10 protein-coding genes and 1 tRNA gene are annotated in these 15,393 nt (G+C 44.9%); 6 read left to right on the forward strand and 5 right to left on the reverse strand.

Annotation, left to right across the window (positions count from 1 at the left end):
• Window positions 1-82 precede the first annotated feature (82 nt).
• On the forward strand, window positions 83-1,147 hold the full coding sequence (locus KDN43_RS10995; RefSeq protein WP_238866137.1) for a helix-turn-helix domain-containing protein: 1,065 nt from the start codon (window positions 83-85) through the stop codon (window positions 1,145-1,147).
• A 359-nt stretch (window positions 1,148-1,506) separates the two neighbouring features.
• On the opposite strand, the gene KDN43_RS11000 is transcribed toward KDN43_RS10995, so the two are convergent.
• The 5 genes from KDN43_RS11000 to KDN43_RS11020 all read right to left on the reverse strand — a co-directional run bounded on the left by KDN43_RS11000 (window position 1,507) and on the right by KDN43_RS11020 (window position 6,586).
• Window positions 1,507-2,640 (reverse strand): acyltransferase family protein, encoded by a 1,134-nt coding sequence (locus KDN43_RS11000; protein ID WP_238866139.1) that lies wholly within the window; start codon window positions 2,638-2,640, stop codon window positions 1,507-1,509.
• A gap of 77 nt (window positions 2,641-2,717) precedes the next feature.
• A complete protein-coding gene (locus KDN43_RS11005) occupies window positions 2,718-4,031 on the reverse strand; it encodes a Fic family protein (RefSeq protein ID WP_238866140.1) in 1,314 nt (437 codons plus the stop codon).
• A gap of 467 nt (window positions 4,032-4,498) precedes the next feature.
• Window positions 4,499-4,573 (reverse strand) — tRNA-Val (locus KDN43_RS11010).
• A 117-nt stretch (window positions 4,574-4,690) separates the two neighbouring features.
• The gene (locus KDN43_RS11015) at window positions 4,691-5,854 is read right to left on the reverse strand and encodes an FN3 domain-containing metallophosphoesterase family protein (protein WP_238866142.1); all 1,164 of its coding nucleotides are present in this window, start codon (window positions 5,852-5,854) and stop codon (window positions 4,691-4,693) included.
• Window positions 5,855-6,022: 168 nt separating this feature from the next.
• Window positions 6,023-6,586, reverse strand: a complete 564-nt coding sequence (locus KDN43_RS11020) for a UpxY family transcription antiterminator (RefSeq protein WP_407681767.1) — start codon at window positions 6,584-6,586, stop codon at window positions 6,023-6,025.
• A gap of 243 nt (window positions 6,587-6,829) precedes the next feature.
• Here KDN43_RS11020 and KDN43_RS11025 point away from each other — a divergent pair, with 243 nt between their 5' ends.
• The 5 genes from KDN43_RS11025 (at window position 6,830) to KDN43_RS11045 (ending at window position 15,388) form a co-directional block, all read left to right on the forward strand.
• A complete protein-coding gene (locus tag KDN43_RS11025; RefSeq protein ID WP_238866143.1) occupies window positions 6,830-7,624 on the forward strand; it encodes a polysaccharide biosynthesis/export family protein in 795 nt (264 codons plus the stop codon).
• Between the two features lie 35 nt (window positions 7,625-7,659).
• Window positions 7,660-10,035, forward strand: coding sequence for a GumC family protein (locus tag KDN43_RS11030; RefSeq protein WP_238866145.1), 2,376 nt, complete (start codon window positions 7,660-7,662; stop codon window positions 10,033-10,035).
• A complete protein-coding gene (locus tag KDN43_RS11035) occupies window positions 9,968-10,678 on the forward strand; it encodes an RNA polymerase sigma-70 factor (protein ID WP_238866146.1) in 711 nt (236 codons plus the stop codon). Before KDN43_RS11030 ends, KDN43_RS11035 begins: the two co-directional genes overlap by 68 nt.
• A gap of 201 nt (window positions 10,679-10,879) precedes the next feature.
• On the forward strand, window positions 10,880-11,866 hold the full coding sequence (locus tag KDN43_RS11040; RefSeq protein ID WP_238866147.1) for a FecR family protein: 987 nt from the start codon (window positions 10,880-10,882) through the stop codon (window positions 11,864-11,866).
• 162 nt (window positions 11,867-12,028) lie between these two features.
• On the forward strand, window positions 12,029-15,388 hold the full coding sequence (locus KDN43_RS11045; protein ID WP_238866148.1) for a SusC/RagA family TonB-linked outer membrane protein: 3,360 nt from the start codon (window positions 12,029-12,031) through the stop codon (window positions 15,386-15,388).
• Window positions 15,389-15,393: the final 5 nt, after the last annotated feature.

A 15,393-nucleotide genomic window follows, 5' to 3' on the forward strand; every position in this document is an offset into this window, starting at 1 on the left:
GCATTAAAATAAATTGTCATGTATTTATTGTTTTTGTCAACCAAATCTATTTTCTTTGTATTGAAATTACAATCAAACAACAATGGAAATAAAAGCAGTTTTTGCAGAACGTTTTAAATCGGCGCGTTTAATGAATGGATTTTCATTGCAGGATTTGGCTGATGCATTAGACAATATATTAACGCGTCAAGCATTGCATCGATACGAGAAAGGGGAAGTTATTCCTGACGCAGAAAAAATTAGTAAGATAAGTAAAATCTTGAACGTGACTCCTGATTTTTTTTTTAGAACTACCAAAATAGAACTCAACGATATAGAATTCAGAAAATTGGATAAACTGCCCAAAAAGGAGGCAGATATGATTCAAGAAAAAACGAAAGAGTATCTCAATCGTTATTTAGAATTAGAAGAAATCATTGGCTTAGAAAATAAATTTGCACATCCACTGAAAAATTATCCGGAGATTACATCTTATGAGCAGGTAAACAGAGCTGCAGAAATCATCAGGGAGAAATGGTCCTTAGGTAAGGGGCCTATTTATAATATCGTTGAACTACTGGAAGAAAAAAATATCAAGATCGTCAAACTGGATGTTTCTATAAATTTTGATGGGTTACAAGCCTTTGCTAATGGCAACATTCCTGTAATTGCCTATAATGTCAGATTAGCAAACAAACCTGACAGAATTCGTTTTACTCTTCTCCATGAACTTGCTCATATGTTATTAAAGTTTGGAGAGATTACGTATAAACAAAAGGAGACTTTATGTCATCAGTTTTCGGGAGCGATGTTGCTACCGGAAGAGACTATTAAAGCAGAACTCGGTGCACATCGCAACAAGCTCTCCTATTTGGAACTGGCCAATATCAAAAAGCAATATGGCATATCTATGCAAGCAATTGTAATGCGTGCTAACGAATGTAAAATAATTAACGACAGTTATACTAGGCAGTTTTTCTTCTTAATTAATCAAATGAATTGGAAGATTGATGAACCAGTAGAATATCAAGGAATAGAAGAAAGCAATCGATTTGAGCAGCTTCTGTTCAGAGCATTAATAGAAGATCAAATATCTATGTCTAAAGCGGCCTCTTTATCTAATCTCACTCTCAGCGAATTTAAAAGAGAATATCAACCAGTGTTTTGATTATTCTCACTACCCCTCACAACAACACCACCCCAAACTTCTCTCTCAGTGTGTGCATAGCTTTAGAAACGAGCTTGCGACTTCAATGTACTGAAATTTTTAGCAGTTTGGTAATCTCATTGTTGTCGGAATCATGTATTTAGCGCAGATAGATGGCTTCGCGCTGCCTGTAGTTGAGTGTGCTTAAAATGTTATTGCCCCGCTTGGCAATAAGGCACATTTTTAATGATTGATTGTTTGTTTAGTAAAAACTTTTAACCGCCGCAGAAAATTACTTGCGGCGGTTTTGTTTTGTTAGTTATTTAAATGTCATTTTCTCTTATTCACAATAAAGTTTCAGAAAAAAAGTTTATTGGTGATTATATCTTCACAAAAACCCTCATTCTATACATCAAATTGAGTATTAGAAACAGAATCGTGAAATTGGCAAAGGTTAAGATTGCGCCGTAATAATCGCCAACATATTTTTCTAATCCCCACAACAACGAGTTGGCAATGCTTCTGAAGTTGACAACCATCCCCAGGGTATAGGCAATGATTGAGTTCATGCCATAAATTTTAAGCCAGTTGAGACCTTTAGACCAATCCTTGTAGTCGACAAGATAATAAAACAGCCCCATCAGCAGGAAACACAAGCCACCCGACCATAAGGTCATGCTTGCCGTCCAAATCTGTTTGATGATGGGTGTTTGGAAGCTAAGCAGCCATCCTGATAACAACAGAGCAGCGCCTACTGCAAGAAGCAATTTACTGTTGTTGAGCTTATCTTTACCACTCTTCATTATTTGTCCCGCAAACACCCCCATCATGGTTGTTACACCAAATACCAGACTGGTTAACACCCATGTGTATCTATAACGGTTTGAGAAATGCCACAAGCCATCTTCGGTATAATAAACACCATCCCTTACTCTTCCCAAAACAGCACGATCTACCTTCTCTGCAAAATTGCCATCAGGTGTGAAGTCACCCAAAAACGTAAGCAGCCCCCAATAAGTTATCAGCAGCAAAAGTGTGATAATAATTTGCCAACGTTTTGAAAGATGCAAAATCAGCATAGCCGCAATAAGATAACCCACTGCAATTGCCTGCAATGTATTGGTGTAGATACGAATCTCCTTTAAATCGAGACTGAGAAGATTTCCCTGCACAACCATACCCAGTATGAAAAGGATAACGAAACGGCGTGCTATCTTCTTGTAAATAGCCGATTTATCATTGCTGTGGATATATTTATCAAAAGAAAAAGGCATTGCAGCACCCACCATAAAGAGAAATAGCGGCATTACCAGGTCCCACGTTGCAAACCCCTCCCAACTAACATGATTAAATTGATTGAGCAGAAAGGAGAAAAGCGGAATATCGCTCCAATGTTTTGCAAAAGCCACAAATACCGGCTGAAAGAAAACCAGCATAAACAGATCGAAACCCCTTAAAATGTCGAGAGAAGCAAGTCGCTCCTTATGTAACGGAGTGGTAATAAACGAGTTCATGAAGAAAAGTATTATGTAATAAAATTATAAGTTAATAAAGACTTGTGAGATATTCCAAAGTTAGGGGAAATTTTCCTCTAATTTCCCCTAACTTCCCTTAATCTGTATTCGAAATTATCTGTTCTTATATAACCAATTTGTCTTTGGTTAATATTTATCTCTTGCATAAGACCTAACGAAACAAGATGTTGCAGATCTTTTCGGGTAGTTTTACTTGACACGTTGAATATGGTTGTGAGCTCTTTGGCAGTAAAAATAGTTTTTGGTTTCTCTGTAAGCGTTTTTAGGATCTGCGCCTGACGTTCGTTTATTACTGAGATTTCTTTGAAATAGAGCAAGTCGTTTTGTTCGCTAATTTTTCTCTGTAGGTATATTTTCAGCTCATCAAAAGCTTTTTGCATTGTCTCTAAATTATACTGTATAAAATATGAGAGGTCGTTTTCGTCATTTTCGGTATAAAGAAATGCTGTTTCATATTTTTTCTTACTTCGGTAAATTATTCTGGAAATTGATAGATATTCGGTTAGCCAATATCCTTTTTTTATCATATACCAATACACCAGAGAACGTGCTGTACGGCCGTTTCCATCTACAAACGGATGTATATACGAAAGCATAAAATGAATTATTATACCTTTTATTATTGGATGTATGAAAAATTCATCATCATCTTTATTTGCAAAATTACATAGATCGTTTAGCCATTTATTAATCTCCTTGTAAGTAGGAGGTGTATGAGCCACATCACCGGTAATACTGTTGACAACCATCACATCATCGGATGTACGTAAACTACCTTCATATTCGCTATTAGAAAGGGTGTTGTGTGTAATTAAGCGTTGTATCTCTTTTAGTTGTTCAACCGAAAAGGTCTTGGACTTATTTTCAACCAAATACCGGATTGTGACATAGTTGTTTGAAATCATCTGTTGCCCCTTGTTTTGTGGCTTGAGCTGTTTTCTTAACATATCTTTTGCAACCTTTCGGGTAGTTGAGGCCCCTTCCATCTGACTTGAAGCAATTGCTTCTTCCATAATGGAATTTACCAGATAAAACCTCTTGTCCTTTTCCGGTATGATTCCCTGAGTACCGAGACTTCCACCAAGATTGAGGTCTAAGGTATGCAACATCTCCTGCATCTTGTCGGTTACGGAGAACTTAAATTTAGTTTTGCCAAATGTAACAGTTTTTGCTGTTAAATTTCTTTTAGTTTTAACAGCGTGCCAGAACGCTGTTGGATTAACATCAGCAGGAACATGATACTTTAGCCTATCCCAATAAAGATATTCTTTATCTATCTTATTAAATAGAGTGTTGAAGTTGGGATTGACAAGTATCTCCATAACTTCGTTGAATTTATCTTTTTCTAAAATTGGCGGTTTTTCAATCATATTCTTCTATTTTAAAGCACAAATATAGAACATATTTTGTAATTAGGGGAAATTTTCCTCTAATTTCCCTTAACTTCCCCTAATTTAGAATTTCTTCCTAAAAGTAATTTGCCGTTATTTATTAAAATTGTGTTCAATTATCTCTCAAGCAACGTACAGGAGAAGCTACTCTCTTATGGATTACCGTTGTGCATACTGATGCACGCGAGTAGCACCTATGTTGGCTTCATACCACCGCCATACCATCGAGGGACGGGTGAAACCGCTGCAAAAGGAACCGCTGCAAAAGTGTGTTGTAATGCCACCAGCGGGGGGGGTAATAACCAATAAGGGGAAAACTTTGGTAAGCTCTTTCAGGGTGTAACTGAAATTCCGGGGGTGTAATAAGCAATAAATGGAAAATTTTGGATAACTTGATTTAAACCGGCTAAGCATTTAAACCGGCTAAGCAGTGACAGCAGTCAGGGTGAATTGTGCCGGATTCGAACCGGCGACCTCTGCCCTGTCAAGGCAGCGCTCTAAACCAGCTGAGCTAACAATTCGGTCTGCAAAACTACACAAAAAAAGAATACAATCCTATAGGCCTTATCCAAATTTATTTATAAGTTCACAGCCGGGAAGGGGGGAGTGCCCGGGACTGTGAAAAATGCAATAACAATTTACTTGCTGATGATATGAGTGGTGACTGTTTTACCTGACATATCCTTTATCAGTATCGACATTTTATTTTGTGTGGATTCAATGTCGAGGTATGTTTCATCATCATTTATTAGCACGGGAAAAGTAATCTCCTGCTGCTCTCCCTTTGGAATATATTTGTAGCTATGGGTGTGGCCGCAAAGCATGATATCTATCTTTGCCCGGTTGAGGGCAGGAAGGAGCTTGGCTGCAACATCTTTTGTGCCGTGCCAGGAGGAACCTGTGGGGGGTATATGCATGATTACTACCCTGAATGGGGCCGACAGGAAAAGAGGATCGTTTACCTGCTCTTCAATCCATTTTTGTTCTTCCGACCTGTAGGAGTCGAACCGCGCCAGCTCGGAATATTCGATATCGGAATCGGGCTTGTCTTCTCCTCCGTCTAAAATAAGGAAATGGACTGGCCCATGCCGTAGGGAGTAGTAGAATCTGCCGCTACCTGTGGGGAAGTAGTTATAGAGAGTGACACCGGCACGGCCTCTTGTCTCGTGGTTACCCCGGGCCAGGAACACGGGTACCTCTGATGCAAACAGTTCAACCGATTTGTCCATGAATCCTGTGAATATATCACTTTCATTCTCCAGAATAGATACCATGTCGCCGTTAAAGAAAACTATATCGGTATTCTCCTTTGTGCTTCTGCCGAGCATGCGGGCGAGGTTGTCGTTCTTGCCGTGAATGTCGTTTACCACCTTGAATGATATCTTCTCTTTCTCCCGGTTGAGAGTGGTAAAAGTGTAGGGCTTTCTGCTATAGACATTGGATGAGGCTATATTGCCGTAAATGACTCTGTGACCTTTGTAAGAGAGTACCTCTTTCGAGAAGATGCGGTAACGGTATGTTGTGCCAGGCTTCAGGTTGTTGACGGTGACTCGGTGAAGGGTTCCGGCGACCCTGCTGCCATGTGACGTTTCGTAATATTTATCGCGCTCTTCAGCGTAAAAACTGTCGTTTCCCCCGGGCGCCACTTCAACCCATGATACGGCGGTGTTGTTAGTTGTCCAGATTATTGTGGCTTCATTCTCAGTGACGTTCTGGAGGTAGGGGCCATTTTCAATTTTAATCTCCTGAGCTGCTAAAAAGAGAGGTATCAGCAGCGTAAAAATGGTAATCTTTCTTTTCATTTTTGTTGTTTATATTTCGTGTGATTGAACTTTTGTGTTATTGAACTTTCGTGAGTGTTGCAAAAATAGCTGAATATTATAACTGACAATGTTTTGTTATCTGTTACCGGCTCACAGACTATCTGATAAATAAATAGCTTTGCTAAAACAGCTTATAAGACACGATAGTTACTGTAAAGACTTGTTGTTTTCTACCATGGAAGCGCTCATCTCCACCACGGCGCAGCCAAGCTGGTTGATGCGGATGGCGATGTTCGACCTGCCGTTGACGGTTACCAGCTCGCCCTCGAGGCCGGCAAGGGGGCCCTTGATGACACGCACCGTTTCCCCGGGCTTTAGAGTGTTGGTGTTGAACGATACCGGGCTGTCGGAGCAATCGAGCATAAAACGGAAACGGTCCATCTGCTCTTTGGGTATCTCGGTGGGGGAGTGCTCACCCCTGAGCACTAAGTAACGAAGCACCGAGGGTTGGGTGATGACAGTGTGCTGCTCTACCATATCAACACGAACGAAGATCATCATGGGAATAAGTACCCGCTCTACACGCTTTTTGCGGTCGCTCCACTGGCGTACCTCGATCTGTATCGGCAGGAAATTCTCAATTCCCAGATCCGTAAGCCGGTCGCGCACCCGCTTCTCGTGGTGCATCTTCACATAGACGGCCAGCCATCTTTTGTCTGTTTTCGGGGGGGATTTTGACAGCATGATTTTTTGTAAAGATTTTGTTAGCATGAATGTGCAAAGATACTATTTTTAGATTTGGAATATTGGTTTTGCAATATGAAATATGGGATTGTTATTTTTTAATCTGATAATCGCGTTAGTTGTTTCTCCCTTGGCAGGTGTTGATGATATGGTTGAGGAGTTTTTCTGCAAAAAAACATAAAAACAGCGTTTTCCATTGTTAACGGGATGGTTATTTAAGCTAAAAATGCTACTTTTGCGTGTGAAAAAATTAACTTAACAGATTACATTATGCGAAAGATGTTGCTGCTTTTCCAGGTTATAGTGGCTTTAACCTGGCTCTCCGGTTGTACCGGAGCCAAAAAAGTGGCCTATATACAGGGAGCCGGGGAGGACGATATGACCGGATATATGCAAACCACACCTCTTTACGATGCCCGTATCATGCCGAAAGATCTGCTTACCATAACAGTTTCGGCTACCGATCCCGAAGCGGTGCAGGCGTTTAACCTTACCGTGCCGGGCAGGTCGACAGGATTGACCACTACTTCGCAACCGCAGCTGCAGGCTTATCTTGTGGATAACAGCGGACAGATTAACTTCCCGGTAGTAGGAATGATTACACTGAGCGGGCTGACCAAGCGGGAGGCAGAGATGAAGATTACCAGCCTGCTGGGGAGGTACCTGAAAGAGCCGCCGGTGGTGACGGTAAGCTTTGTAAACTACAAGATCTCGGTGATAGGTGAGGTGGCACGCCCCAACACGTTTACCATTAGCAACGAGAAGGTGAATATTTTTGAGGCGCTGGCAATGGCGGGAGATATGACCATATGGGGGCGCCGCGACAACGTAAAGATAATTCGCGAAGATGCGCAGGGGAACAAGAACGTGATATTGATGGACCTGAACGACAGGGATATAATCTTCTCGCCATACTACTACCTGCAACAGAACGACGTGGTGTACGTAGAGCCTAACAAGACGAAAGCTAAAAACTCGGAGATTGGCAGCGCAACAGGCATATGGCTGTCGGCAACATCTATCCTGATATCGGTTGCAGGATTGCTGATAAACATCTTCAAATAACTATAACCGTTTCTTAATAATCAACTTTAAACAGAATGACCGATTCAAAAAACGTTATACCCGGTGATGCATTTGTTGGTGAGAACAGCGAGGAGACTATCTCCGTTATGGAGATAGTGCTGCGTTTTGTGCGTTACTGGAAATGGTTTGTCGCGGGTATAGCTATAGCGTTAGTGTTTGTTTTTTTGTATTTGAGATATACTACTCCGGTATATAACATCGTCTCAAGCATTATTCTGAAAGAGGCAAAGAACCAGCGGTTTGAACCTTCGATGGGCGTCATGGAGGGGCTGCAGCTGAGCGGGCTGGGGGCAGTGAGCAACCTGGAGAACGAGATATACGTGCTGCAGAGCCGATCAATGATACGAAACGTGATAAACAGGCTTAGCCTGCATACATCATATATAGTGGAGGGGCGGATAAAGAGTTCCGACCTTTATAAGATGAGCCCGGTGGTAGTGAGCATGGAGCAGAGCAGGCTTGATGAACTGAAAAGTAATATTGAGTTTACCATGCAGATGAACGGGGAGGGAACGGTGAAGGTGTCGGGGCTGTTTGAAGGGCTACAGACAGATACCGTTTTCAGTTCGCTGCCGGCATTGCTGAATACCCCGCAGGGGGATATCAGCTTCACCCGCAGGCCCGGGGTGGAGGCAGGTGACAAGCCCGTGAACGTGGTTATTCAGCATCCCGAAGCGGTGATAAGGGAATACAGGGGAAACCTGTCGGTGCAACAGGCGTCGAGACAGGCATCGGTGCTCGACCTCTCAATAAAGACTCCCTATACTGAAAAGGGTAAGGATTTTCTTAATATGCTGGTGGAGGTATATAACAACGAGACCATCGAGGATAACAAGATGGAGGCGTTTAACACTCACACATTTATCAACGAGCGCATAGCGATCATCAACGAGGAGCTTACGGAGGCGGAGAGAGATGTGGAGGACTATAAACGGAGCCGGGGGATGACCGACCTGCAGGTGGACCTGCAGCGGAACATGCAGATGGGAAGTCGATATGAGCAGGAGCTGGTGCAGGTGGAGACGCAGCTGAACGTGGTGAACTCGCTGAACGAGTATATAAACAATCCCGCGAACCTAAACAAGACCATTCCCACGAACGTGGGGGTGGAGGATCCCACGCTGGCCGCTACTGCCAGCGAATATAACCGACTGGTGTTGGAGAGGGAGCGGCTCTCGCAGAGCATGACGGAGGATAACCCTGCCATGAGGAAGCTGGACGAGCAGATCTCGGGGTTGAGACAGAATATCAACTCCTCCATAAGCAGTGTGCAGAGGGGGCTGAGTATACAGCGGCGCGATGCCCACAACCAGGCGAATATCTACGGGGGACGTATTGGGAGCGTGCCGACCCAGGAGCGTGAGTTCATGGAGCTGTCGCGAGAACAGCAGATAAAGGCGAGCCTCTTCCTTATGCTGCTGCAGAAAAGGGAAGAGAACGCACTGGCGCTGGCAGCCACGGCAAACAGGGCTAAGGTGCTCGATGAGGCGATCTCGGCCGGACAGGTGGCCCCAAGGCCAATGATTGTGTTGCTGGCGGCGCTGCTGCTGGGCTTGCTGATACCGGCGGGGATTATCTATCTGATGGATATACTGCAGTATAAGATTCGTACCCGCGCCGATGTTGACAGGATATCGAAGGTGCCGGTGCTGGGCGAGATACCGAAACATGAGGAGAATGAAAATATAGCGGTGCTGGAGAATGAGACGCGACCCATCGACGAGGCGTTCCGCATGTCGCGCACAAACCTGTTGCTGACGTTGGGTTCGGACAATAAGGTGGTGGTGTTTACCTCTACCGTGGCGGGCGAAGGAAAAACGTTTGTTGCGCTCAACATGTCTATCAGCACGGCCCTGCTTGACAAGAGGGTGCTGCTGATAGGTATGGACCTGCGTATCCCGCGGCTGAAGGAGTATATGAACTTGGAGACAAACAACGGGCTTACAAGCTACCTTTCGGGCTTTGAGAAAGATATAGACAGCTTGGTTGTGCCGTCGGGAGTGCATCCGAATCTATATGTACTTCCTTCGGGGCCGATACCGCCCAACCCGGCGGAGCTGCTCTCGCGCCCCACGCTTGACAGGGCGATAGAGAAGCTGAGAGAGGAGTTCGACTATATTTTTATCGACTCGGCTCCCTCGAGCCAGGTGACCGATACGCTGATAATTAGCCGTGTTTCTGATGCAACGGTATATGTGTGCCGTGCGGACTACTCAAGCAAGGGGAACCTCCGTTTCGCAAATAGCCTGATGGAGACAAAGAAGCTGAAGAACATGTTGCTGGTGATAAACGATGTAACCGAATTTCACAGGGGTTACGGCTATGGATACGGCTATGGCTATGGCTATGGCTATGGCAACAAAGGCGGGAAGAAAAAAAGTAAAAAGTAACCTTCCCCGCTCCGCCGGCAGACGGAGATCACTCTCTTTTAACCTCACTCCGGTAGACTGCTACCGGCCAATATATTACATGGACCAGACTTCTGCTGATAAGATAGAGAAACTCCTTGAACGTAAGTTTGAAGAGTTTTTTATGTGTCACTTTCCCAAGGTGAAGAATTTCGCATGGAAACTGCTGAAATCGGAACACGACGCGGAGGATATAGCGCAGGAGATATTTCTGAAACTGTGGAAAACACCCGGGTTGTGGAGCGACAACCCTAAAGCCTTGGACAGCTACCTTTACAAGATGACGAAGAACAAAGTTATCGATTTAATAAGGCAGAGATACAGCGAACCGGGCCATGCCACCGACGCCTTTTATGATGCAGGCCTTCCTGAAGCAGCAGTGGCCGGCTCTACACTGCCGGACATCTATTACAAGGAGACGGGGCTGATTATAAGGTTGTCACTGGAGCAGATGCCGGCACAGCGGCGGAGAATATTCGAGATGAGCCGCTTTGCCGGGATGAGCAACCGGCAGATTGCTGAAGAGCTGGGCCTTTCGGTCCGGACCGTGGAGCATCACATTTACCTGGCGTTATCGGAACTGAAAAAAAAGTTAATTTTTGCATTTTTGTTACTTTTCCTTTAAGTAGTACCCCTGTTTTATCCGTACTATATACAGAAAGCCGTGGTGAAAGGGCCTTTTCCCTCCATTGCCCCTGGCTTGACAACAGTATATAATCTACTCAAGTTTCGCATATATAAATTAAAACATTGTCAGTCGAATATTTAGTTGAATACTTAAAATGCGAAACTTGAATAATCTATTAAGAAGATAAAACAGAGGTGAATGGATTATTTTAAACGGATAATTGAATTTTTTACTGCCGGGGAGTTCTCCGATGCGGGGAAGCGGGCTTTTTTCCGTTGGCTTGCCGATGAGGAGCATTCGGTGGAGAAAGATCGGGTGCTTAGGGAGATGTGGGATAATTCCGGTAGCGCTACCGATGCAGGTGCACGCGAATCGTGGAGGGCTTTCGTGAGAAAAGCCGGCCTAAAGGAGAGGGTGCCACGACTAAGGCGGCTGAGGGTTTGGCAGACGGCGGCTGCTGTACTTTTGCTGATCTCTATCTCCGCAATATATACTGTCTATCGTGAAAAAAGTGGTGGCTCTTATGCAGGGCTGTTAGAGCAATATTCAGCTGTTGCCGTTACGGAGCGACTGGTGCTGCCCGACGGCAGTGAGGTGCATCTCAACTCGGGAAGCCTGCTTATTTATCCGGAGAAGTTTACCGGCAGGAGCAGGAGCGTGTATCTATCGGGTGAGGCTAACTTTAAGGTGAAGGGGGACAAGAAGAGGCCTTTTGTGGTGAAGTCTAATGATTTTCAGGTGACCGTGCTGGGAACCGAATTCGATCTTCTTGCTTATCCCGGCGACTCGCTGGTGAGGGTGACGTTGCTCTCTGGAAGTGTGGAGGCAACCTACAACAACCTGGAAATGTGTACCGTCCTCTCGCCGGACCAACAGCTGGTGTACAATAAAATATCGAAATCGTCATATATCAACAATCCCGATATAGAGGATGTGACGGCATGGCAACGGGGCGAGATCATTTTCAAGGGTACTACCCTTGGCGAGATAATTACCGTGTTAAAGAGAAAATACCCCTGTCAGTTTGTATATCATGAAGAGCAGTTCGGTAACGATAAATATACTTTCAGGTTCAGGGAAGATGCTCCCCTTGAGGAGGTGATGGAGATTATTACACAGGTGGCGGGTTATATCAGTTACAATATTGCCGGCGACACATGCTTTATAGAACAAAGGACAAGATAATTATTCACATTTAATTTTTATTGCATGGATACATCATAATAAACAAAAAACCGGAATAAAGCGGCTACTTTACTCCGGTATAATCAGCATTAGAGTGTAAACTCTTTAATCGAAAAAACAACTAAGTGTCTAACCTAACGCTAAAGAAAAGACATCAAATTTATGAATTTTAATCTAATTACAAACGCTAAAGCAAAGATTTTCTTCCTGTTTTTCTGTTTGTTATCGCTTCAAACATTTGCTTATGCGCAAAACAATGCAACAATAACCTTGATAAACAAGAGTATATCGGTTATTGACGCATTACGGGAGATAGAAAAACAGTCGAAGCTCTCAATCGCTTTTAATGAATCTCAACTGGCCGGCAAGAAAGCAACTAATCTTGAGGTGAAGAACGGATCAGTGGAAGAAGCTCTCACCGGTGTTCTTCGGGGATCGGGTTTTACATACCGGATAAGTAACGGATATGTGGTGATTATTCCCGGTAACGAAAGTAAAACTACACAGAAAAGTGTGACCGGCCGGGTGCTGGATGAAAATAATGAACCGCTGATTGGTGTGACGGTCGTTGTGGAGGGTGATCCTTCCAGAGGGGCAGCTACTGATATAGATGGTAACTTCTCTCTTCAGTTGAAGGAGGGGGATGTGATAAACGTCTCTTATATCGGCTATAACACACAGAAGGTGGTGATAACCCGGCAGAACAGCTATACAGTACGTATGGTGCCGGATACACAGCTGCTTACTGAGGTGGTGGTGACCGCCCTGGGTATAAGGCGCTCGGAAAAAGCTCTCAGCTACAACGTGCAGCAGATTGGCGGCAATGAGCTGGTGGGTGTAAAGGATGCCAACTTTATCAACTCGCTGTCGGGAAAGATTGCCGGGCTGAATATCAACAGCTCTTCTTCAGGTATAGGAGGAGCCAGCAAGGTGATAATGCGCGGTACAAAAAGTATTGAGCAGACCAGTAACGCTCTATATGTGATAGACGGGGTGCCGGTTTATAACTTCGGTGGGGGCGGGGAGACCGTCTTTGGCTCGAAAGGAGCTACCGAGGGTATAGCTGATATCAATCCCGAAGATGTAGAAACCATATCGGTGCTTACAGGAGCGGCGGCAGCAGCATTGTATGGCAGCGATGCGGCCAACGGAGCTATTGTTATTACCACAAAGAGCGGGCAGGCAGGCAAAACAAGAATCACCGTTTCTAGCAACATGGAGATGATGAACCCGTTTGTCCTTCCAAAGTTCCAGAACAGGTACGGTACATCTGATCAGTACCTGAGCTGGGGTAGGCGCCTTAACGAGGCTAACTTCATGGGGTATGATCCGGCAAAGGACTATTTTGAACGGGGAATGGCTGCTACCGAGTCGGTATCCCTTTCCACAGGTACGGAAAAGAACCAGTCGTACCTCTCCGCTTCGGCTGTCAACTCAACGGGGATTATTCCCAACAACAGGTATAACAGGTATAACTTTACATTCCGTAACACTACAACGTTCTATGATGATAAGCTGAAACTTGATGCAGGGGTAAGCTATATAAGGCAGGACGACCGCAATATGACCAACCAGGGGATATATCTTAACCCGCTTACATCGGCCTACCTTTTCCCAAGGGGGAACGACTGGAACGATATAAGTATGTATGAACGGTATAACCCTTCAAGAAAGATATATGAACAGTACTGGCCTTCGGGAGCTGCTACATACGTGATGCAGAATCCCTACTGGATTAATCACCGCAACCTGCGTGAGAACAAAAGAGACCGTTACATGGCTAATGCGGGACTCACATTTTTTATTAACGACTGGATGAATGTATCGGCCCGTATCAGGATGGACCACTCTGGCAATGATTTTACCGAGAAGTTGTACGCATCGACTAACACCTTGATGACAGAGGGGTCGCCAAACGGCTTCTACGGTATTACCCGTTCAGTGGATAAACAGATGTACGGGGATATGCTGTTGAACATTAATAAAGAGCTTACTGATGAACTCGCGATTCAGTTCAACGGCGGGGTTTCATTCTCCGATATGCGCTCCGATGCGTTTCTGAACAGAGGGCCTATTGTTTATGGGCTGGAGATAGCGGAAGGAATAAATGAGCCGGTGGGTATCCCCAACGTGTTTAACGTGTTTCATCTGAGCGACTCGCAGACGCTGAGGGAACAGAACGGATGGAGGGAAAAGACAAACTCTGCATTCGCAAGTGCCGAACTTGGATTCAGGAACACTTATTACCTGACGCTTACGGGGAGGAACGACTGGCCTTCACAGCTGGCCGGGCCAAACTCAGCTAACAGGTCGTTTTTCTACCCTTCAGTGGGAGGATCGGCGCTGCTCTCTGAGATTGTGAACCTGCCTAAGGAGATCTCTTATATGAAGGTGAGGGCTTCGTGGGCTTCGGTGGGACTACCTTTCCGTCGTTTCCTGGCAAACCCTACATACTCGTGGGACGCCAACAACAAGGTGTGGATAACAAAGACTCATTATCCGCTTTATAACCTGAAGCCGGAACGGACCAACTCGTGGGAGTTTGGACTTGATGCCCGCTTCCTGGGTGGGTTTAACTTCGATTTTACCTACTATTATGCTAACACATACAACCAGACGTTTAACCCGCATCTATCGGTGTCGTCGGGCTGGTCTGATATCTTTATACAGACGGGAAGTGTGCTTAACCAGGGCGTTGAGCTGGGACTGGGTTACAAGAATAGTTGGAATAAATTCTCATGGTCGTCGTACTACACGCTGAGCATGAACAGAAACAAGATTCTCGACCTGGCAGATGATGCCGTTAACCCGATAACCGGGGAGAAGTTCTCTATCGAGCATCTCGATGTGGGTGGACTGGGACAGACGCGCTTTATACTGAAGAAGAGCGGGGGACTGGGAGATATTTACTCCACTACCGATCTGGCGCGCGACAGTAATGGCGATATCTACATAGATGAGAACGGAGATATTCAGTCGGCCAAGATTAATCGGTTAGAAGACTATATAAGCCTGGGGAGCGTGTTCCCAAAATCGAACATGGGATGGAAAAACGATTTCAGCTATGGCAACATCAGCATGGGATTCCTGCTCTCGGCCCGCTTTGGAGGCGTGGTGTTCTCGCGGACACAGGCGGCGATGGATTATTACGGTGTGTCTGAAGCATCGGCAATGGCGCGTGACAACGGCGGCATGGTGGTGAATGGCGGCGACCATATCTCTGCCGAAAAATGGTACACCACAATAGGTAGCGGCGACGCGGTTTCGCCTTATTATATATATGACGCTACCAACGTAAGGCTGCAGGAGGCAAGCATAGGCTACAACTTCCCGGGGAAATGGTTTAACGGGGTTGCAGATGTGGCGCTCTCGCTGACCGGAAGAAACCTGCTGATGATTTACTGCAAGGCTCCTTTCGATCCGGAGTCGGTGGCATCTACAGAGAACTACTATCAGGGAATGGATTATTTTATGACTCCAGCTACAAGAAGCTTTGGGTTGAATCTGAGAGTAACTTTTTAAATTAA

It is taken from the genome of Proteiniphilum propionicum, from assembly GCF_022267555.1.
Lineage (GTDB): Bacteria > Bacteroidota > Bacteroidia > Bacteroidales > Dysgonomonadaceae > Proteiniphilum > Proteiniphilum propionicum.

Coding starts and splice junctions, on each gene's coding strand:
- KDN43_RS10995 (WP_238866137.1), top strand. CDS start 83: ATGGAAATAAAAGCAGTTTTTGCAGAACGTTTTAAATCGGCGCGTTTA.
- KDN43_RS11000 (WP_238866139.1), bottom strand. CDS start 2,640: ATGAACTCGTTTATTACCACTCCGTTACATAAGGAGCGACTTGCTTCT.
- KDN43_RS11005 (WP_238866140.1), bottom strand. CDS start 4,031: ATGATTGAAAAACCGCCAATTTTAGAAAAAGATAAATTCAACGAAGTT.
- KDN43_RS11015 (WP_238866142.1), bottom strand. CDS start 5,854: ATGAAAAGAAAGATTACCATTTTTACGCTGCTGATACCTCTCTTTTTA.
- KDN43_RS11020 (WP_407681767.1), bottom strand. CDS start 6,586: ATGCTAACAAAATCTTTACAAAAAATCATGCTGTCAAAATCCCCCCCG.
- KDN43_RS11025 (WP_238866143.1), top strand. CDS start 6,830: ATGCGAAAGATGTTGCTGCTTTTCCAGGTTATAGTGGCTTTAACCTGG.
- KDN43_RS11030 (WP_238866145.1), top strand. CDS start 7,660: ATGACCGATTCAAAAAACGTTATACCCGGTGATGCATTTGTTGGTGAG.
- KDN43_RS11035 (WP_238866146.1), top strand. CDS start 9,968: ATGGATACGGCTATGGCTATGGCTATGGCTATGGCAACAAAGGCGGGA.
- KDN43_RS11040 (WP_238866147.1), top strand. CDS start 10,880: ATGGATTATTTTAAACGGATAATTGAATTTTTTACTGCCGGGGAGTTC.
- KDN43_RS11045 (WP_238866148.1), top strand. CDS start 12,029: ATGAATTTTAATCTAATTACAAACGCTAAAGCAAAGATTTTCTTCCTG.